This window comes from Methylomonas rapida (assembly GCF_024360925.2).
In the GTDB taxonomy this organism is placed as follows: Bacteria; Pseudomonadota; Gammaproteobacteria; order Methylococcales; family Methylomonadaceae; genus Methylomonas; species Methylomonas rapida.
Genome location: NZ_CP113517.1, coordinates 1,756,785 through 1,776,161 on the forward strand (window position 1 = coordinate 1,756,785; position 19,377 = coordinate 1,776,161).

A 19,377-nucleotide genomic window follows, 5' to 3' on the forward strand; every position below is an offset into this window, starting at 1 on the left:
AACTCAATTGACCAGGAGGATGATCAATTGGGCGGAAATGATCCTGAGCAGCATCACTAACGGGTAAACCGTCGCATAGGCAATCGAGACCGCAGCCGAGGGATGCATATTGTTTGCGAAGGCGAGCGCCGGCGGATCGGTCATGCTGCCGGCCAGCAAACCGCACAAGGTCAGATAGTTCAGCTTGTTGGTCAGACGCGCAACCAAGCCGATGATCAGCAGAGGCAAGACGGTAATCAGTGCCGCGCAGCCCATCCAGTATAAGCCGTTGCCATTGAACAAGGTTTCAAAAAACTGGTCGCCGGAATTCAAGCCCACGCATGCCAGAAACAACACGATGCCGATGTCTTTCAGGATCATGTTGGAGCTTTTGGGCAAATGCCAGGTCATCGTGCCCCAATTGCCGATTTGGCTGAGCATGATGGCCACCAACAATGGGCCGCCGGCCATGCCCAGTTTCAATGCCGAAGGGATGCCGGGCAAATAGAAGGGCCAACTGCCGAGCAATACGCCCAACGTAATGCCGATGAAGATAGGGATGATTTGCGGATGGTCCAGTTCTTCCAGCGAATTACCCAAGGCCTTTTCGATGTTGGCCAGCGCATCGCGGCTGCCGACCACCAGCACTTCGTCGCCAAATTGCACATGCAGCGCGCTGCTTGGGGTGAATTCGACGTCAGGCCTATGCACGCGAGAAATCGTGACGTCATGGCGCATGCATAAATCGCCGATGGTTTGATTGATCGCGGCCTTATTGGTGACGACCAAACGTTTGGTATGTAAGTTTTTGGCGATCTCCTGCAGGTTGATTTCGGCATCGGGGCCGATGACGATTTTTAGTCGTTGCAGCAGTTTGGGCTCGCCGACCAGGCGAATAATGTCGCCGACCCGCAAAACCGTGTCGCGCCGGGCGATGCAAACATCCGTTTCACCCTGATGCAAGATACGGGTGACCACTACATTCATGCTTTCGAAAAAAGGGATTTGTCCGACTGTCAATCCGTTCAAGTTGGGGTTTTGTACCACCAGATCCTCTGAAACCGGGATGTTCGCCAGTTGCCGCTGCTTATCGGCAAAATCATTGGCTTCGGTGGCGATATTGACCCTGAATGCCCATTTGATCAGCAGCATCGACAGAATGATGCCGATGATGCCGAAGGGATAGGCGATTGCGTACCCGAGGCCGGGCATTTTTAAAACGTTGCCGTCTATTCCGGGTAAACCGACCAAAACCTGTTGTGCTGCCGCCAGTGAAGGCGTATTGGTGGTGGCGCCGGAGAACAATCCTACCGCGACCGGCATCGGGATCTTGCCGATCATGCTGATGCCCACCGTGATCAGCGCGCCCATGAGTACCACGCTGGCCGCCATCGCATTCAGCTTGAGACCGTGTTTGAAAAACGAACTGACGAAACTTGGCCCAACCTGTAAACCGATGGCATAGACAAACAAAATCAAACCGAACTCGCGCAGGAAATGCATCACTTCGGCATTGAGGGTCAGATCGAAATGACCAAAAATGAGCCCCGAGAACAGTACGCCGGCAATGCCCAAGCGTATGCCCGCCAGGGAGACGTTGCCCAAGACCAAGCCTATGGAAATAACCAGGCTGATGATCAGCATCGCATGAGGTACTGAATCTTGATTGAATAGTTGTATCAGCCAGGGCATGAATGTCCTTTGTCATGGCGGAGGGAAGGGGGATTTCCAGTTGCACAATAGGTATTTGGCTGCGTATGATGCGAGCTAGTCACGTGCTATTGGTTTCAAAATTGTACAACAAGCCAACGAGGATATTGCAATGAACAAACATGACTTCAAAATGGGTTTCATCCTTTTATTGACATTGTGCATAATGCCGGCCCGGGCTGCGGATATCAACGCTGGCAAAAGCAAGGCCGCCGTTTGCGCGGGCTGCCACGGCAGCGCCGGAGTCAGTAACAACCCGATGTGGCCAACGCTGGCCGGCCAGAGTAGTGCCTATCTTGAAAAACAGTTGAAGAATTTCAAAGCCGGCTTGCGCGAAAACTCCACGATGAGCGCAATTGCCAAGGATTTAAGCGATGCCGACATGCAAAACCTGGCCGCTTATTTTGCCAGTCTGCCTGGCAAGTCGGCGGGTGGTGATGCGGCGTTCGCGGCGAAAGGAAAGGAAAAAGCCGCCATGTGCATGGGCTGCCATGGCCAGGAATTGAAAGGGAATGGCCAATTTCCAAAACTGGCGGGCCAGCATCCCGACTATCTGGCCAAGCAGTTGCATGATTTCAAAAGCGGCGAACGTAAGTCGGGCCAGATGAATGCGATATCCAAAACCTTGTCCGATGATGACATAAAAGCCTTGGCTGAGTACTTGGGAGCGCTGTAAATCTTCACATTCAAACGGCTCCCCCTGGCGTGAACTCCAGGGGGAACTGTTCTTTGCAATGAGCCGCAGACTGGTTTAAGCCAGTTTTCTTATGCCGACGAACTTGTTCTGCGCGGTCAATTCCATTTCAAAATAGCCCTGTATGCCGTCCTTGGTCAGGTAACGCTGGATTTTGCCGGCTGGGAACAGGATGCGGCGGCCATCGTCGGCCAGGACGGTGACGTTTTTGGCAACCCCTTGGTAAACCGCTAAATACTGGTCGTAACCGAGATTGAGTCTGAAGCGGATCAATTGATTGGTGGGCATGACACGAGAGTGCCGGCTGGCGCCGGCACTGATAGGGCGTCAATCAACGTTGGCTTTGCAAGGCTTCGATGCGTTCTTCCAGTGGCGGATGGCTCATGAACAAGCGTTGCATGCCACCGCCATTGATGCCGAAAGCCGCCAGTTCGCCGGGCATTTGTGCCGGCTCATGCGAACGCTGCAAGGCTCTCAAGGCGCTGATCATTTTTTGCCGCCCAGCCAATTGCGCACCACCGGCATCGGCCCGGAATTCGCGGTAGCGGGAGAACCACATCACCAGCATCGACGCCAAGATGGACAACGCGATTTGCGCGATCATCTGAGTAATGTAATAAGCCGGACCATAGCCACGTTCAGTCTTGAACACGGTGCGATCGACGATATGACCGATCACGCTGGCGAAAAAGTACACGAAGGTGTTGACCACGCCTTGCATCAAGGCCATTGTCACCATGTCGCCATTGGCGACGTGGCTGATTTCATGGCCCAGCACCGCTTCGACTTCATCCGCATTCATGTTCTGCAACAAGCCGGTACTGACGGCCACTAGCGCGCTGTTTCGATTGGCGCCGGTAGCGAAGGCATTGGCTTCGGGCGCGTCGAAGATACCAACTTCCGGCATGCCGATGCCGGCTTGGCGGGCCAGTCTCTCGACGGTGCCAACCAGCCATTGTTCGGTTTGATTTTGCGGTCTGTCGATCACGTGTACGCCCATCGCGCTTTTGGCGGACCATTTGGACATGAACAGCGAGATCACGGAACCCGTCATGCCGATGATCGCCGACATCACCAAAAGAGCGTCCAGATTCAGACCGATGCCTTGGGCATCCAATGTGCTTTTCAAGCCTAAAACATTGAAAATGATGCTGATCGCAATCATGATGGCCACGTTGGTGGCCAAAAACAGCAATATTCTCATCATGATAAAAATCCTGTGTTGTGTTGAGGTGAAAACGAGGTGGAGGCGGAATAGTTAAATTCAAGCCTTAGAGTGATAAGATGAAGCAAAGTTTATTTTAGAGGACTGAAAAATGAAAGGGTTAAAGTCGCTATTGTTGTTGATAGCTACGACATCTTTATGCTCGGCCGCCAAACCAGAGCAGGAAGCAGTCTTGAAGCAGCTGCATTTGCCGTATGGCTTTAAAATTTCTATTTTTGCCGAGAACGTACCCAGCGCACGCCAAATGGCGTTAGGCGAACGCGGCGTGGTGTTTGTCGGCACGCGCGATGGCTTTGTTTATGCCGTGCAGGATGCCGATGGCGATGGTGTGGCCGAACGCCAATACGCGCTGGCCAAGGGCCTGTATTTGCCCAACGGCGTGGCCTTCAGGAGTGGTGCCTTGTACGTGGCCGAGATCAACCGGATCATTCGTTACGACGAAATCGAGGCTAATTTGGACAATCCGCCAAGCCCCGTGGTGGTGTTCGATAAACTGCCTTCCGACAGGCATCACGGCTGGAAATATCTGCGCTTCGGTCCGGATGGCAAACTTTACAGCGCCGTCGGTGCGCCATGCAATGTCTGCGATCCGCAAGAAGAGAACTATGCCTCGCTGTTTCGCCTCAACCCCGACGGCAGCGGTTTCGAGATAATCGCCAAAGGCATACGCAATAGCGTTGGCTTCGACTGGGAGCCACATACCCATCATTTATTTTTCAACGACAATGGACGGGACAATTTGGGCGATGACGTGCCGCCCGATGAACTGAATCAGTGGACGGGCAGCAAGGAGCATTATGGTTTTCCTTATTGCCACGCGGGAAATATTCCCGATCCCGAGTTTGGCGGCAACAAGAAATGCGGCCAGTACAAGGGGCCGGTCTGGAATTACAAGGCGCATATCGCGCCTTTGGGCATGCGCTTTTATACCGGCTCGCAATTTCCGGAAAACTATTACAAGCAGCTGTTCGTCGCTCAGCATGGTTCCTGGAATCGGAGCGTGCCTCAAGGCTATCAAGTGGCGCAGATAAGGTTCAGCAGTTCCGAGCCCATAAGCGAACAGAGTTTCGTGTCCGGTTGGCTGACGCCGGACGGCAAGGTCTTGGGGCGGCCCGTGGATATTCTGCAATATACCGACGGCAGTTTGTTGATCAGCGATGATCAGCTGGGCGTCATCTACAGAGTCGAGTACAAGCCTTGAGTAGCAAACAGTTCGAAGTCCTGGAAAAAGAAATCGTCTATCAAGGCTTTTTCAGACTGGAACAATACACCCTGAAACATACCTTGTTCAAAGGTGGCTGGAGCCAACCCATTACCCGGGAATTGTTTCGGCGCGGCAATTGCGTGGGGGTGTTGTTGTACGACCCCGACCGCGATGAGGTGGTATTGATCGAACAATTCCGGGTTGGCGCGGTTTTCCAGCCTCAGCGGGCGTGGTTGGTCGAAATCGTTGCCGGCGCCATCGAAGAGGGCGAGAGCGCGGAAGAAGTCGCTTATCGCGAAGCCCTGGAAGAAGCGGGTTGTGAAATTCAGGAGTTGTTGAAAATTCAGGAGTTTTATACCACGCCGGGCGGTTGCTCCGAGCGCATTACCTTGTTCTGCGGCCGCGTCGATAGCCGTTCGGTCGGCGGCATTCATGGCTTGGCCGAAGAAGATGAGGACATACACGTCACCGCGGTCAAATTCGCGGAGGTCTTCAAGATGCTGGAAGACGGCCAAATCGAATCGGGTATTCCCATCATCGCCATTCAATGGCTCTATATTCACCGTGATCAGTTGAGGGCGCGTTGGCGCAAAGCCGATTTATAAAACCGTAAGGTTTCATGCGAGAATAGTCGCCTTTTGATCGTATCACTAATGTGATTTAGGATAGGGCCGCAATAAACCGGGTGTCACAAACATCTCGCAACGCTATTTGGGGCCCTTTATCGGTATCGAACCAGTTGCCAGTAAACCAACAACCATTACAACGTGGCGAATATTCTGATTTATTCAAATAATCCGCAACTGACCGCCGAGTGGACGCATGCATTGATCAGCGACCATCACGTCAGCCGTTTGTTGAATGCACATAACGATTACCAGGCGGACGCGGTGATATTCGATGCCAGGAAACTCGATGACGATCCCACGTTGATCTCCATTTTTGCCAATAAGCAAACGCGCTTTTTGGTATTGGGCTCGGATTGGCCGGAACATAAACAAATCGAGGTTTTGGTACATGGCGCGGCGGGGTATTGCGAGCAAGCCGAGGCGGCCAATCTACTGAAACGCGCCGTCGACTGCATCCTGAAAGGGGATATTTGGATGCGACGCGCGTTGGTGCCCAAGGTGATCGGAATCTTGACCGGTAGCCTGAACAACTCGAACAACCATTATCTGTCGCAGGATGAACTGAATAAGTTGACCAAGATGATAGATTCCTTGTCCGCGCGCGAGCTTGAAGTGGCCGACATGATACGGCAGGGCCAAAACAATAAGAATATCGCGCTGGCGATGAACATCTCGGAGCGCACCGTAAAAGCCCATCTCTCCTCGATTTTCAGGAAATTCGGCGTCGATGATCGTTTGCACCTGGCCATACGCCTGAAAGAAATCGACCGCTATCGCTGACCCGGCCAGGCGAGCTATTCCGGTTGAGCTTGACCGTTACGACAAAGTTTTGCCACCAGGTCGAAACGGTACACTTCCGTCCAGATTCTGATTGCCTTGGCGATCTCCGGATGCTCAGGCTGCAAATGCGCCAAGATGGCCTTAATCTTCTCGGCGTCAAGCAGCTCCGCGGCTTCCGCCAATTCGGCGCGTAATTCGGGGCTTAACGTTGACAGGTCCAGGGCCCCGTTCGAACGGGGCAATTCGCTGGCGTTGCCACTGACTTCGTCCGCATAACGGTAACGCAATCCGAGTTGGTCCCCCATGACTTTCAATAGTTTTTGTTCATCCACGGGTTTGGCCAGCATGTCGTCGCAACCGGCGGCTAGAATGCCGTCTTTGTCTTCACGGAAGGCGCTGGCCGTCAGCGCGGCAATTTTGACTTTGTTGCCGCCGGGCAGGGCGCGGATGGCTTTGGTGGCCTCGTAACCGTTCATGACCGGCATGCGCATATCCATCCAGATGAACCAGGGGCGCCAGGTCTGGAAACAATCCACCGCTTGTTGTCCGTTTTCGACGGTTTTGACCTCAAACCCGATATTGCTCAACAACAGCCTGATCAATTCGCGATTGTCATTATTGTCTTCGGCCACCAGTACCCTGACCGTCGGCTGGTCGGGCGCCAAGCCGATGACCTGACTGGGTGGGGCGGAAAGCGCGGGCGCCTCGGCCTCCGGCAACGGTACCGTGAATACAAAGGTACTGCCTTTGCCCGGCTCACTGCTGACGTCGATCGTGCCGCCCATCAAGCGCACGAATTCGCGGCTGATGGTCAGGCCGAGTCCTGTGCCTTCGCCTTGGGCGGCGCCCTTTTCGGTTTGGTAAAACGCCTGGAAGATGCGCGGCAAGTCTGCTTCGGCAATGCCCGCGCCGGTATCGGACACTTCGAATCGAATATTGTCGCCTTCTGCCTGCACATGCAGCCTGACCGATCCTTGCGCAGTATATTTGACCGCATTGCTCAGCAGATTCAACAGGATTTGACGTAAATGGTGGGCATCGCCGACGACATAGCGTGGCAGTTCGCCATCGCGCAGGCTGGCGAAGTGCAAACCTTTCGACTCGGCGCGCAGCCGAATCATGTCTTCGGCCGACGTCAGCATTTCGGTCAGCGAAAACACTTCGTTTTGGACTTCGGTGCGTCCTGCTTCGATGCGGGAAATTTCCAGTACATCGTTGATCAACGCCAGCAGATGACTACCGCTGCGGTTTATGGTTTCCAGCTTGCTGTGCTGCTCGTCGGTCAGTGAGGGGTCGCGCCGGAGAATCTGGGCAAAGCCTAAAATGGCGTTCAACGGCGTGCGTAATTCGTGCGACATGTTCGCCAGGAACACGCTCTTGGCGCGGTTGGCCGCTTCGGCAGCGTCCCTGGCCTCGATGAGAGCCGCCTCCGCCTGTTTGCGCGCCAGGATCTCGTTGTCGCGCTCACGCACCTTGATCTCCAGGCCGGTATAGAGTTCCGCCAGCCGGGCGCTCATCTGATTGAAAGCGGCGGCGAGTTCACGTAATTCCCGCGGTCCCGTGGGCGTGGCTTTGATGTTGAAGTTTTTGCGCGTCATCTGCTGGGTGGCCGCGATCAGATTTATCAACGGTTTTGTCATGATTCGGCTGAAATAAATTGCCAATAGACTGATCGCGCAGGTCAAGACAAACAAGACCGCAACCGTGAGCTGTTGCATGCGCCGCAAGGGGGCAAGGGCCTCGTCCGTGTCGATTTTGACCACCATGCCCCAGCGTAACGCGGGCAGATAACGCCAGGCGGATACGGTCGATTGGCGGGCGTAGTCGGCAATCATCACGCTGTATCCCGACTGTCCGCTCAAGGCGTGTTTCATCGGAACGGCTACTTCGGCGAACGGAATCCGGTAGCGGAAGGCGGCGTTTTCGATGTGTTGAAGCGGCGAGGTGTACAGCACAAAATCGCCGTCCTTCTGTGCCAGCACCGTTTCTCCGCTAGTCCCGAGACCGGTGCGATCGGTGGCTACCGACGCCAGTCTGTCCCAGTTGAATTGCAAGGCTACGACCCCGATGGGTTTGCCATCGTGCAATACCGGGCTGATCAGAAAACTGGCTTCCTTGTCTTGCGAAGGCGCGTAAGGCGCGAATATCGTTTGGCCGGTTTGCAGCAAATTCAGCGCCGTTTCGACGTCTTCGGCAAAGTGAGTGTCTCTGTAAGGTCCGCTAAACAAATTGGTGGCGAAATCGGCTTCACGCGCCACCGAATACAGGACATTGCCGCCCTTATCGATCAACAGTAAATCGTAATAATCTCCCGATTCCAGAAAAGACAGCATGGATTTGTCCAGACTTTCGCTGAGCCGTTGATAGGAAGGGCTGTGCGGACCTTGGGCTTGCCAAAGCTGGCTCAATTCCAGGATCGCATTTTGAACGGAGGTTCGATTGGCGAGCAGTGTTATGTCGTTATAACGTTCCTGGAAAAAACGGTCGATTTGGTCGTATTTCTTGTTGGTGATTTGCACCAGGTTATTGGCGACGGTTTCCCGCAGCGCATTTTCATAGATATGCAAAAAATACCAGCCGCCTCCCAGTAGTGGCGCCAGCGCCAGCAACAAGAAGGCTGCCAACAACCAGGCGTGGATGCGGCCGCCGTTCATGGCGATTTCCTGAGCTGCTTGGCCAGCTCACGCCATTCGCGCCGGCTGCGATAAAGCGGGTAGGGGACAGGCCTCAAGGCGTTCTTGGAGTCGTAGATAATGTCGAAATTGCCATGCGCGTTGGCCTTGCCGATTTTCACGTTCTTCCATAAATGCCGGGTGCCGGGATCGACCGCAAGTATGCCAGAAGGGGCTTCGATACTCTGGCGCACGATCGCAAAATTGACCTGCTCGACGTCGTCGCAGCCTACTTCTTTCACGGCCTGGGCCCATAATTTGACGCCGGTGTAAGCCGCTTCGACGGGGTCGGAAGTGGGTCTGTCGCTACCATAGCGTTGCTGGTAAGCCTGGACGAAACGACGATTGCTGTCGCTATCGACGCTTTGAAAATAACTCCAGACCGCGTAATGCGCATTGAGATGAACTTCGGGCTGTGCGTTCAGCTCGCCTTCAGCCACGCTGAAGGATACGATGGCCTGGTCGCTCAGGCCGGCGTCGCGCATGGCGCTGAACAGATGCAAGTTGCTGTCGCCGTTGACCGTGTTGATGACGACATCCGGCCGCAGTCTTTGAATTTCCTGAATTTCCTGGCTGAAGTCCGTGTTGCCGAGCGGTTGGTAGCGCTCGGCCAGAATCTCGGCCCCGGACGCCTTGGCCAAATCGGTGATGATCAGGTTGGCAACGCGCGGAAACACGTAATCGGAACCGATCAGGTAGAGGCGCTTGCCGAGATGTTGCAGCGCCCAATAGATGCCCGGCACGATTTGCTGATTGGGCGCGGAGCCCGTGTAAATGATATTGGTCGATTCTTCCAGCCCTTCGTATTGCACCGGATAAAACAGCAGGTGACGATGTTTTTCCACCACCGGTTTCAGCGCGATGCGGCAAGCCGAGGTCCAGCAGGCGAACAGGGCTGAGACGTGTTGTTCCTGTATCAAGCGTTCGGCCTCTTCGGCCGCGATTTCAGGGCTGGAGCGACTGTCGGCGACCACCATTTCCACGGGGCGTCCCAGCAAGCCGCCGGCGGCATTGATTTCTTCCACCGCCAGCCGGACCGCATCCACCAATGGTGTTTCGCTGATCGCCATGTTGCCGGTCAGTGAATGGATGACACCGATACGGATGCTTGGCGGCTGTGCCGGTTGGCAGGAAATCAGACCTGCGGCGAGAAGCCAGAAACCGAACATGAGATAACGGCGACTGATTTTGTGCTCATTCTGCATTGCCATGGCGCTTCTCCTTGGCGTTGATGCCGGCATCGGCGGCGCGTTGAATTTGCTCGAAACGGAATTCGTTGACCCAGCGCTGTAAAATCGGGGCAACCGTAGGCTGGCTGTCGCGCAGTTGTTCGATGATGTCGCCGAATCCCGCCAAATCCAGGGTTTCGGCGGCGTATTTGATGGCGAGGCAGAGTTCCAGGCTGGTCGTCGTCAAATCCAATTCCGTGGTTTCGATGTGGTTGACGGTTTCATCATAACGGTATTTGACATTCAGAAGCTCGGCCATGATCTGGAACAGGCGCTCTTCTTCGAAGGGTTTTCCCAGTACATCGTCGCAGCCGGCCTGTAAAATATCGCCCAGGCGTTCCTGAAACACACTAGCCGTCAGCGCGACTATTTTGACGCTATCGCCACCCGGCAAGGCACGAATTTGCCGGGTGGCGGCATAGCCATCCATGACCGGCATGCGGATATCCATCCAGATGAAGTGGGGGTGCCAGGTTTTAAACGTCTCGATGGCTTGCAGGCCATTTTCTACCGCGCGCACTTCGAAACCCACGCTGGTCAGCAAGCGCACGATGAATTCCCGGCTATCGGCCGCATCCTCGGCGATGAGAATGCGTACGGGGGCCTGTCCTGCTTGCAAGCCTAAAACCCTGGCATGCGGTAAAGTCGTGGGCGGGCTGTCAGCGGCGGGCAGCGGCACGCTGAAGCTGAAGATGCTGCCTTGACCGGGTTGACTTTGCACGCTGATTTCACCGCCCATCATGTGCACGAACTCGCGGCTGAGAGTGAGCCCCAAACCGGTGCCTTCGCCCAGCGAAAGGCCAACGTCGGTCTGGTAAAAGGCCTGGAAGATGCGTGTCTGTTCGTCCGGGGCGATGCCGACACCGGTGTCACTGACCTCGAAGCGGATATGCTCGTTGCAGGGCGTCATGCGCAGGTTGATTTCGCCGTGTTCGGTGTATTTGACGGCATTGCCCAGTAAATTGAGCAAGACTTGTTTTAACCGCTGGCCGTCGCCAACCACCGAAGATGGCAGCTCACCGTGTTGCTCGAGTTTGAATGTCAAGCCTTTTGCCGCCGCGCGCAAGCGGATCATTTCTTCGACGCTATGCAGCATGTCGACGAAATCGAAGGGTTTGTTCTGTATCAGGGTATGGCCCGCCTCGATGCGGGAGATTTCCAGTACATCGTTGATCAAGGCCAGCAAATGGCGGCCGCTGCGGTTGATGGTTTGCAACTCGCGGCGGTGGTCGCTGTCCAGGGCAGGGTCGCGTTCCATCAATTGAGCGAAACCCAGAATGGCGTTCAGCGGTGTGCGCAGTTCATGGCTCATGTTGGCCAGAAACGCGGTTTTGGCGCGGTTGGCGGATTCGGCGGCTTCCTTCGCCAGCGCCAGTTCGGCGGTGCGGTGGGTGACCAATTCCTCCAAATGAAAGCGGTATTCCGCCAGTTCGCGTTCCAGTTTGGTGCGATGCAGGGTATAAAAAATGGTTCTGGCCAGACCGTCATAGCCAAAGTCGCCTTTCACCAGATATTCGGTGGCGCCGGCTTTTAGCGTGTTCAGGCCGAATTCGGTATCGGTCTGGCCGGTCAGCACGATGATGGGTGTCAGGCTGGCCACCGCCAATATCCGTTCGACGGTGTTGATGCCCGCGGAATCCGGCAAGGTCAGATCGAGCAAGATGACATCATACGTTTGCTGGCCCATGCTTTCCAGCGCTTTTGCCAGGGTTTGTACCCAGGCCACGCTGAAATGCGCATTACGGAAGTCGCGCAAGGCCAGTTGAGCCAAACCCGCATCGCCGGCTTCGTCTTCAATCAGCAATACCCGAATCGGTGCGGCGCTGTCGTCGGTCATATTTTGTTTTCGCGTGGCAGTCGGGTCAGCACGAACCAGTAATCGCTCAATTGCGAGATGGCGGCGGTAAATTGCTGCATGTCGACCGGCTTGGTGATATAGCCGGCCGCGCCATGCTTGAAACTGGCTTCGACGTCGCGTTCGACTTCCGAGGTGGTCAGCACCACGACCGGGATGTCGCGAAAATTTTCATCGGCCTTGACCGCGGCGAGAAACTCGTGGCCGTTCATGCGCGGCATGTTCAAATCCAGCAAGATCAAATCCGGCCGCGGAGCCGATTCGAAGGGCTGCTTGCGCTGTAAAAAGTCCAGGCCTTCGCGGCCGTCGAGCAGGTGGTGCAACTGGCAATGCACCCGCGCTTCTTTCAACGAAACGCGGACCAGATGGGCGTCGGCCGGCTCATCTTCCAAAAGCAGGATTTCGAAGGGGTTAATCTCGAACGTCATTATTAAGAACTCCGGTTGGCAGGTCGAATATTACGGCGATACCGCCCATGTCTGAGGATTCTATCCATATTTTGCCGTTCCGGCTGTTTACGATGCGCTCGACGATGGCCAGGCCGATGCCGGTTCCGGCCAATGGGTTGGGCTTGAGTTGTTCGAATACGCCGAATACGCGCCGGCGATATTCTGGCTCGATGCCGGGGCCATTGTCCTCGATCACGATGCGCACGGCGGATTTTTCGGCTTGCGCCGCAATCCGGACGCGGGGTGGGACGTCCAGGCGCGCGTGAATGATGGCGTTGTTCAGCAGGATTTCGAACAAATCGGCCAGACGCGGTAAGTCCAGGTAAACGGGCGGCAAAGCGGTCACGTCGAGCTCTACCTTGTTGTCGGCGATCAGCTTGGCCAAACGGCGGCGGGCTTCGGTCAAGGCCGCGCCGGGATCGTTCAATTGCATGGGGCCGCGCGCGGTGCTGGCGGCCAGATAGCGCTCGATGTCCCGCAGCAAGTCACGCATGCGGGCCGCGCCTTTTTCGATGTATTCCAGCGACAAAAGCGCGTCTTCATCCTCCTGTATCCGGCTGCCGAGTCGCGTGCGCAAGCGCTGGGCGTACGACAGCAATCTACGCGCGGGTTCCATCAGGTGGTGAGCGGAAATATTGGCGAAGTGCGTCAGCTCGGCATTGGCGCGTTCGATGGCTGCATGTTGCTGGCCGATTTGCGCGGTGATGCGGTCTTTTTCCAGCAGACGCCGTTTGCTCAGCAAACTCCAGCTGATGATAGCGGCCAAGCCTATTAGCCAGATGGCACCATACATCGCTATCTTTTTATGAATCTGTTCGTCAAGTTCTTGCCAATAAGGCCGCATCGGTATCGAAACGCCGACGCCGCCGCGTACTTCGCCGAGTTTGTAACCTTGAGAGCCATGGCATTTCAAGCAACCTTGCTGCACCAGCATCGCGGCCATCAAGCGCAAATACGGTTCTCCATCGATGTTGGCGAATTCGAAAACTTCTTTTGCTCCACGCTCAAACTGATGCATGGCTTCCGCTTCCCAGGCATCGGGGGCATTGATGGGATTCATTAACTTGAAACTGGTGATTTTGCCCCGGATGCCATACAACTCGCCGAAATCTTCCATTAGTTGGCGCAGCATATAGGCGGGATTCATCAGCGTCAGTTTCCTGCCCGATGGGGTTTGAATATCGCGCTCGGGAATCTGGGCCAGTGCCGGATTGGGTGGGGTTCTGCTGTCGATTGGCACATAGACGCCGCCGTGGCTGGTCGCCCATAAACGAAAAGCTAGATCCTTGTCGAAGTTGGCCCTGGCTTCCTTGCGGGCAAGTGCCTCGGTGTGCTGTCTGGCTAAGCTGATGTCGTAATGGCAAAAACCAGCCAGCAAGGCGCTCCAGGCAAAAACAGCGGCAAACGTGCTCAATTTGAGATGGCGCAGCTCTTTCATGGTGCTGGTTGGTCACTTGCCGTCAACGGCAGTTCAAACCAAAAACTGCTGCCTTGCCCTTCGCCAGCGGATTCCACGCCAATTCGGCCGCCATGATGTTCGACGATTTTGCGGCATAAAGCCAAACCCACGCCGACGCCTTCGAAACGGGATTGCGCCTGCAGGCGGGAAAATACCTGAAATAACCGGCCAATTTGGCTGGGATCGATGCCGACGCCTTGATCGGCTATTTCGCAGTGCCAGGCATTGGCTTGCAGTGTGCCGGTAATGTTGACGACCGGTGCCTTGCCGGTTTCGTGATACTTCAAGGCGTTGCCCACCAAGTTTTGGAACAGGCGCACCATTTCGTCGCGACTGGCGACCACGCGCGGCCAGTCGCCGTCGATTTTGATTTCTGTCGCATTGGCGTTGATTTCCGGCCCCAGAAAGGCCAGGGCTTCATCCAATGTTTCGCGAACGTCCAACTCGGCCATGGGCAGGGTTTTGCGGCCGACTCGGGAAAAATCCAGTAACGCCAGGATCATGCCGTCCATGCGGCGAGCGCCATCGGTGGCGAAATGCAAAAATTGCCGGGTATCGTCGTCCAGTTGTTCCTTCAGGGTTTTTTCGATCAATTGCAGATAACTGTTGACCATGCGCAGCGGCTGGCGCATGTCGTGCGATACGGCGTAGGCAAATTGTTCCAGCTCGCCATTCGAGCGTTTCAATTCCGCTTCGACCCGCTTGATTTGGGTGAGGTCGTAATTGACGCCCACCATGCGCGCGGGGTGGCCGTTTTCGTCGCGTATCAATTGTGCCGCCGATTTCAGATAGTGTATGGAACCATCCGGCCAAATGACGCGAAATTCGGAATCGTAGTCATGCTTGCCGCTTAAGGTTTTCAGAACATCGCGCCGCGCCGCACGGCGATCTTGCGGATGCAGCAAGTTCAGCCAGGCTTGCGGCGTGCCGGCGAATGCCTGAACCTGAATGCCGTAGAGTCGACACATGACTTCGTCCCAGATCAACTCATCGGTGACCGCATCCCACTCCCAAATGCCGATGATGCCGGCTCGGGTCGCGGCTTGCAAGCGTTCGTTGGCCAGGCGCAGGGCTAGATCGCGCGCCGCCAGCGTGTCCAGCATCGCGTCGAAGGCGCTACCGAGCGCCGCGGCTTCGTCGATGCCGCTCAGGTGAACGCGACGCTTGCGCTCTCCGGCCTGAATCGCATCGCTGGCCTCGCGGATGATTTCCAGGCGGCGGGTCAAGCGCCAGCCCATAATGCCCACCCACAACGAACTGATCACGATTGATGCCAAGGCGAACAGAACGCCATCGCGATAAATACTTTGCAAACGCGCATTCATGGTTTGTCTGGTCAAGCCGACCCTGACCCAGCCGATCCGATACGACGACAGCATGATGGGGCTGACGACATCCACCAAGGCCAGACTGCGCTGCTGAATGTAGACGTCGGCCGGTTCCGCGGTCTCCGCTGGCAGATCGAGTATGTATTGATTCAGATGCGCAGGGTCGTTATGGGCGACGATGCGTCCGCGCTTATCCAGAATCATGGCGTATTGCAGTTCTGGATAACGTTTTTGCGCGCGTATGATTTCCTGCAAGCCTTGAAAGTCTCGGGTCGATAGCCAGCTCGCGGACGAAGAGGCCACGCTTTGCGTCAACGCAATCGCATACTCGGTTTGCCGATCCAATAGCATCTGCTTCTGGCGTTCGCTGGCGTCCCAGACGAACATGGCCATGATCAGCGCATTGGTGACGGCGACTCCGATGATCAACTGGCGCCGTAACGAGCCAAAAAAAAGCTTCTGCAGCCAATTCATGGATGATTATTCCCGCAAAAAAATGGCATGCTGGTCGCCGTCATGGTTGCTCGACCGGCCTGACGGTGCTTTCGAACTCGGTGATGTAATCGCGCACCCGTTGATAGCTGGTATCGTCGGCATCGTGAAAACGGGCGGTTTCCATGCTGGCTAGAATCGCCTGGCCTTCATAGGAATCGAACAACGCCAGGAGCCTGGCTTTGATGGCATCGCGCGTGCTGGCCGGCACATTGTCGCGTACCATCACCGAATTATTCATCAGCGGGGGTGTTTGCCAGGCGACCGTCAATTCGGCCGCTTGTTGGGGATGGTTTTTTTGAAACAGGCGCCAAGGAGGAGGCCAGGTCGCTCCGGCCGAGGCCTCGCCCAAATAGACGTTCATGATCGAGGATTCCTGCGAGCCGACATAGCGGTTTTCGATGTCGTGAATGACATCGAGGCCCTGGTTGTGCAGGAAATACTGCGGCATGATGCAAGCGGCCAGCGCGGTGGGCGATGGATAGCTGACGACCTTGCCTTTCAAATCCAGCGGCGATTGGATGCCGCTGTCCTTGCGTATGATGAATATGCCTTTGAAGTCTTCGGCATCGCCGGCCATTGCGATGACGTGATAGCCCACCTTCATGGCTTCCAGGGTTTGCCACGGATTCGGCAATAACAACTCGGGTTGGCGGTCGCGGAATTTGGCTTCGTAATTTTGGTAATCGCGCGAGGCTTCCAGTTCAAACTGGACTTCGCTGATATGAAGGTTCAGGTAATCGACCAGCGGTTGGTAAGCCTCGGCCAGTTTGGCCGGATTATGCAAGGGATGGACCGCAAAACGGTAGAGGGGTTTCTCGGTATCGAGCGGTGCGTTAGCGTATTTGGGCCCTTGTGGCGCATCGTTTTCGGAGCCGCAGCCAACTATCACGGCAAACAGCGCGAAAACGAGAGGGCGGTACAGGGGGGGCATTGCTAGGTTCTCTTGATCAACTCGGGAAGCATGTAGCCCTTTTCCTCGAACAGACGTAAACAGGCGGCCGCGACATCGGCGTCATAAATACGACCGGCTCCCGCGCGAATCTCCTTCAATGCGTGTTCCAAACCCAGTGCCGGCCGATAAGGACGATGAGAGGCGATGGCTTCGACGATGTCCGACACGCTGATGATTTGCGATTCCAGCAGTATCTCGCCGCGCTTCAAGCCGCGCGGATAGCCGCTGCCATCGAGGCGTTCGTGGTGTTGCAGAATCATGTCCGCCACCGGCCAAGGGAATTGCACATGCTTGACGATGTCGTAACCGACTTCCGGGTGGGTTTTGATGAAGGAAAATTCGATATCGGACAAGGCGCCAGGGCGTGTCAGAATTTCGACCGGGACATAGATCTTGCCGATGTCATGCACCATTCCGCCCAAGCGGATGCCTTCGATTCGATCCGCGCTCATCCCAAGTTCGTGGGCGATCTCGGCGGCTATCAAGGAAACCCGCCACTGGTGGCCGGCTGTGTACGGGTCGCGTTTCTCGATGGTCATCGAAATCGCCAGGATCATTTCTTCCAGGATCTTGGAATACTTTTTTTGACTTTCGCTCAAGGATTCCAGCGTCATGCGCAAGTCTTGCGTGCGGGTCTCGATGACGTTTTGCAGGTTGCATTGCAAGCGATAAAGCTTGATGTGAGCCTGAACCCTCGCCAGGACTTCTTCCATCTGAAAGGGTTTGGCCACGTAATCGACGCCGCCGACACGGAAGGCGTTCAGCTTGTCTTCCATGTCTTGTAGCGCACTGATGAAAATGACCGGGATTTCCCGGGTTTGTTCATCGGCCTTCAGGTGGCGGCAAACCTCGTAGCCATCCATTTCGGGCATGCGGATGTCCAATAAAATCAGATCGGGCGGGCTGGATTTGATCGACTGCAGCGCGAATTTTCCGTCCAGGGCGGGGCGTACCTTGTAGCCTGCTTGCTGCAGGATGCCGCTCAAGACTCGCAGATTGTTGGGCTGATCGTCCACGATAACAATGTTGCCCTGGTTGTCGCCTGAATTATTCATGCCTTGAATCCTGCAGTGATCTTTTGTTTGAATTTCCATAATGGCGCAAGCTGCCGTCGTAAAAGCGCCCTCTCCTCGTGGGAGGGGGGTAAGGAATGAACATGAAATAATCTATGCAAGTATCCGGTGCAGGTGCGGATTTATCCGCACCTGCCATTGCCGAGCTTGTTTCCCGCACATTCCTAAATGATTTAAATACCTGAGGTAAAATTAATTAGCCACTAACTAGTGGTATTTTGCAAGTTCCTCGCCTGATTTAATCCCTTCATCCCAACCTTCTTCCGGCGGGAGAAGACGCTGTTTTGACTTTTACGACGGCCTTCTAAGTGCGACAGTTTAACTTGATAGTCCAGGTAATTCACGGTGAATTTCAACGGTTATTCACAAAAATGGCCCTTGTTGCGCGGGGCAAAGCGGGGGCGCTTGCGGGGTAGCGATCACGGCACAAAATCAGTCAAGTTCAGACTGACAAAGCCCTGTTGTTTGGCGCGTGATTTATCGCTGTCGGTGTTATAGCCCCATGTCGCAAACAGCAATTTCACGGCAGCCAGCTCCGGATGTTTTTGCACGTTGAGCAAGGTCGGCAGGCGATCCTCGATAAACTGCAATTCTTGACCCGGATGGGTTTTTAATAAGCCTTGCAAGACTTCGACCTTGCTCAAATTGCGGTCGAGGCCAAAAATCCTTTCGTCGGCCAGTTCGATGGCGTTGGCTTGCAGGATGTGTTTGACGAAGCGTTCTTGTTTGGTGGTGACGACATACCAGGTTTCCGTCCGCCCAAGCTGTTGCAATTTTTCCGCAATCCCCGGAAATAACGGATTCATCGCAATCCAGGATGCCAGGTCGTTTGCTATCCAGTGATCGCGGGTTTCGCCAAACCGTTTTTTCAATTGCTCGACGCTGACTTGCGCTTGCCGTAGCAATTGCTGGGTTTTTTCCTGGTAGTCGCGGAAAATGGCGTCGCAGCTGTCGCCCAGATATAACAAGCGCATCGCCAGGATCGCCTCATAACCGGTTTCGATGATGGGGCGAATCTGGCGGAATTTTTCGATCATGTCGGGCGGCGTCTCGGTGGGCATGTCGCCCCAGAGTTGGCCGGCGGCTTTCCAGCCGGTGATGGCGGTTTCCACGGCGCTGTCACAGATGACGCCGTCAAAATCATAGGCGTGAATTATCGGATTGCTCATCAGGGTATCAGGATAGAGTAAATGGTCGGATTAACCGAGCTTAGGAATGAACATGAAATAATCTATGCAAGTATTCGGTGTAGGCGCGGATTTATCCGCGCAGTGCGAATGAATTCGCGCCTACCTCATTTCTCACACATTATTGTAGCCGATGGCGCCTAGCTCGAGCCCACAAATAGGTGCCGGGATTATTTGCGCAAGCACAAATTGACTATCAGTGTCAGTAACAGGCTGATGACAAGCATGGACGTAATCGGTATGAAGACACGGCCATGGGTGCTTTGGATGTCGATATCGCCTGGCAGTTTGCCAAACCAGTTGATCAACCATGGCGCATACTTCATTATCAGGCCCAAGGTCAGGATCAAGAGGCCGGCGCTGATCAGCAGTTTGTCGGTGGCCATTGGCATTCCTGCAAAGTAACAATCAGGGCGCATTTTAATTTCAATCATCCTTGCCGGAAAGCCTTGTCGGC

At 55.1% G+C, this 19,377-nt stretch carries 17 protein-coding genes; 4 read left to right on the top strand and 13 right to left on the bottom strand.

All coding sequences use genetic code 11. From position 1 onward, the window contains the following. Window positions 1-3 precede the first annotated feature (3 nt). A complete protein-coding gene (locus tag NM686_RS08350; protein WP_255187421.1) occupies window positions 4-1,671 on the bottom strand; it encodes a putative transporter in 1,668 nt (555 codons plus the stop codon). Between the two features lie 130 nt (window positions 1,672-1,801). Between NM686_RS08350 and NM686_RS08355 the strand changes: the two genes are divergently transcribed. After that, the gene (locus NM686_RS08355) at window positions 1,802-2,365 is read left to right on the top strand and encodes a c-type cytochrome (protein WP_255187422.1); all 564 of its coding nucleotides are present in this window, start codon (window positions 1,802-1,804) and stop codon (window positions 2,363-2,365) included. Between the two features lie 75 nt (window positions 2,366-2,440). On the opposite strand, the gene NM686_RS08360 is transcribed toward NM686_RS08355, so the two are convergent. Beyond that, window positions 2,441-2,671 carry a DUF2835 domain-containing protein gene (locus tag NM686_RS08360; RefSeq protein WP_255187423.1) on the bottom strand — a complete coding sequence of 77 codons (231 nt, stop codon included), beginning with the start codon at window positions 2,669-2,671 and terminating at the stop codon, window positions 2,441-2,443. Between the two features lie 43 nt (window positions 2,672-2,714). Continuing rightward, window positions 2,715-3,590, bottom strand: a complete 876-nt coding sequence (gene htpX, locus NM686_RS08365; RefSeq protein ID WP_255187424.1) for a protease HtpX — start codon at window positions 3,588-3,590, stop codon at window positions 2,715-2,717. 109 nt (window positions 3,591-3,699) lie between these two features. Here htpX and NM686_RS08370 point away from each other — a divergent pair, with 109 nt between their 5' ends. The 3 genes from NM686_RS08370 (at window position 3,700) to NM686_RS08380 (ending at window position 6,221) form a co-directional block, all read left to right on the top strand. Further along, a complete protein-coding gene (locus NM686_RS08370; RefSeq protein WP_255187425.1) occupies window positions 3,700-4,809 on the top strand; it encodes a PQQ-dependent sugar dehydrogenase in 1,110 nt (369 codons plus the stop codon). After that, on the top strand, window positions 4,806-5,417 hold the full coding sequence (locus NM686_RS08375; protein WP_255187426.1) for an NUDIX domain-containing protein: 612 nt from the start codon (window positions 4,806-4,808) through the stop codon (window positions 5,415-5,417). The genes NM686_RS08370 and NM686_RS08375 overlap by 4 nt, the downstream gene beginning before the upstream one ends. A gap of 162 nt (window positions 5,418-5,579) precedes the next feature. Continuing rightward, window positions 5,580-6,221: a response regulator transcription factor gene (locus tag NM686_RS08380; protein ID WP_255187427.1), complete on the top strand. Its 642-nt coding sequence runs from the start codon at window positions 5,580-5,582 to the stop codon at window positions 6,219-6,221. A 14-nt stretch (window positions 6,222-6,235) separates the two neighbouring features. On the opposite strand, the gene NM686_RS08385 is transcribed toward NM686_RS08380, so the two are convergent. The 10 genes from NM686_RS08385 to NM686_RS08430 form a co-directional block, all read right to left on the bottom strand. After that, a complete protein-coding gene (locus tag NM686_RS08385) occupies window positions 6,236-8,875 on the bottom strand; it encodes a hybrid sensor histidine kinase/response regulator (protein ID WP_255187428.1) in 2,640 nt (879 codons plus the stop codon). Continuing rightward, window positions 8,872-10,104 (bottom strand): urea ABC transporter substrate-binding protein, encoded by a 1,233-nt coding sequence (locus NM686_RS08390; protein WP_255187429.1) that lies wholly within the window; start codon window positions 10,102-10,104, stop codon window positions 8,872-8,874. Before NM686_RS08390 ends, NM686_RS08385 begins: the two co-directional genes overlap by 4 nt. After that, window positions 10,088-11,959, bottom strand: a complete 1,872-nt coding sequence (locus NM686_RS08395; protein ID WP_255187430.1) for a response regulator — start codon at window positions 11,957-11,959, stop codon at window positions 10,088-10,090. Before NM686_RS08395 ends, NM686_RS08390 begins: the two co-directional genes overlap by 17 nt. Next, complete coding sequence (locus NM686_RS08400) at window positions 11,956-12,405, bottom strand: response regulator (protein ID WP_255187431.1); 450 nt, start codon at window positions 12,403-12,405, stop codon at window positions 11,956-11,958. Before NM686_RS08400 ends, NM686_RS08395 begins: the two co-directional genes overlap by 4 nt. Beyond that, entirely contained in the window at window positions 12,389-13,864 is a 1,476-nt protein-coding gene (locus tag NM686_RS08405) for a sensor histidine kinase (protein WP_255187432.1), read from the bottom strand. Before NM686_RS08405 ends, NM686_RS08400 begins: the two co-directional genes overlap by 17 nt. After that, window positions 13,861-15,687, bottom strand: a complete 1,827-nt coding sequence (locus NM686_RS08410) for an ATP-binding protein (RefSeq protein WP_255187433.1) — start codon at window positions 15,685-15,687, stop codon at window positions 13,861-13,863. Before NM686_RS08410 ends, NM686_RS08405 begins: the two co-directional genes overlap by 4 nt. 40 nt (window positions 15,688-15,727) lie before the next feature. Continuing rightward, a complete protein-coding gene (locus NM686_RS08415) occupies window positions 15,728-16,639 on the bottom strand; it encodes a PhnD/SsuA/transferrin family substrate-binding protein (RefSeq protein WP_255187434.1) in 912 nt (303 codons plus the stop codon). Window positions 16,640-16,641: 2 nt separating this feature from the next. Then, a complete protein-coding gene (locus NM686_RS08420) occupies window positions 16,642-17,715 on the bottom strand; it encodes an HD domain-containing phosphohydrolase (RefSeq protein WP_255187435.1) in 1,074 nt (357 codons plus the stop codon). Between the two features lie 437 nt (window positions 17,716-18,152). Further along, a complete protein-coding gene (locus tag NM686_RS08425; RefSeq protein WP_255187436.1) occupies window positions 18,153-18,902 on the bottom strand; it encodes an HAD family hydrolase in 750 nt (249 codons plus the stop codon). A gap of 188 nt (window positions 18,903-19,090) precedes the next feature. Further along, window positions 19,091-19,306, bottom strand: a complete 216-nt coding sequence (locus NM686_RS08430; protein WP_255187437.1) for a DUF2905 domain-containing protein — start codon at window positions 19,304-19,306, stop codon at window positions 19,091-19,093. Between the last annotated feature and the right edge of the window lie 71 nt (window positions 19,307-19,377).

What these genes read in the sequence shown, in the direction of transcription:
- NM686_RS08385 (WP_255187428.1), bottom strand. Translation starts at nt 8,875, where the DNA reads ATGAACGGCGGCCGCATCCACGCCTGGTTGTTGGCAGCCTTCTTGTTG.
- NM686_RS08355 (WP_255187422.1), top strand. Translation starts at nt 1,802, where the DNA reads ATGAACAAACATGACTTCAAAATGGGTTTCATCCTTTTATTGACATTG.
- NM686_RS08395 (WP_255187430.1), bottom strand. Translation starts at nt 11,959, where the DNA reads ATGACCGACGACAGCGCCGCACCGATTCGGGTATTGCTGATTGAAGAC.
- htpX (WP_255187424.1), bottom strand. Translation starts at nt 3,590, where the DNA reads ATGATGAGAATATTGCTGTTTTTGGCCACCAACGTGGCCATCATGATT.
- NM686_RS08415 (WP_255187434.1), bottom strand. Translation starts at nt 16,639, where the DNA reads ATGCCCCCCCTGTACCGCCCTCTCGTTTTCGCGCTGTTTGCCGTGATA.
- NM686_RS08430 (WP_255187437.1), bottom strand. Translation starts at nt 19,306, where the DNA reads ATGGCCACCGACAAACTGCTGATCAGCGCCGGCCTCTTGATCCTGACC.
- NM686_RS08410 (WP_255187433.1), bottom strand. Translation starts at nt 15,687, where the DNA reads ATGAATTGGCTGCAGAAGCTTTTTTTTGGCTCGTTACGGCGCCAGTTG.
- NM686_RS08390 (WP_255187429.1), bottom strand. Translation starts at nt 10,104, where the DNA reads ATGGCAATGCAGAATGAGCACAAAATCAGTCGCCGTTATCTCATGTTC.
- NM686_RS08360 (WP_255187423.1), bottom strand. Translation starts at nt 2,671, where the DNA reads ATGCCCACCAATCAATTGATCCGCTTCAGACTCAATCTCGGTTACGAC.
- NM686_RS08400 (WP_255187431.1), bottom strand. Translation starts at nt 12,405, where the DNA reads ATGACGTTCGAGATTAACCCCTTCGAAATCCTGCTTTTGGAAGATGAG.
- NM686_RS08420 (WP_255187435.1), bottom strand. Translation starts at nt 17,715, where the DNA reads ATGAATAATTCAGGCGACAACCAGGGCAACATTGTTATCGTGGACGAT.
- NM686_RS08370 (WP_255187425.1), top strand. Translation starts at nt 3,700, where the DNA reads ATGAAAGGGTTAAAGTCGCTATTGTTGTTGATAGCTACGACATCTTTA.
- NM686_RS08350 (WP_255187421.1), bottom strand. Translation starts at nt 1,671, where the DNA reads ATGCCCTGGCTGATACAACTATTCAATCAAGATTCAGTACCTCATGCG.
- NM686_RS08405 (WP_255187432.1), bottom strand. Translation starts at nt 13,864, where the DNA reads ATGAAAGAGCTGCGCCATCTCAAATTGAGCACGTTTGCCGCTGTTTTT.
- NM686_RS08425 (WP_255187436.1), bottom strand. Translation starts at nt 18,902, where the DNA reads ATGAGCAATCCGATAATTCACGCCTATGATTTTGACGGCGTCATCTGT.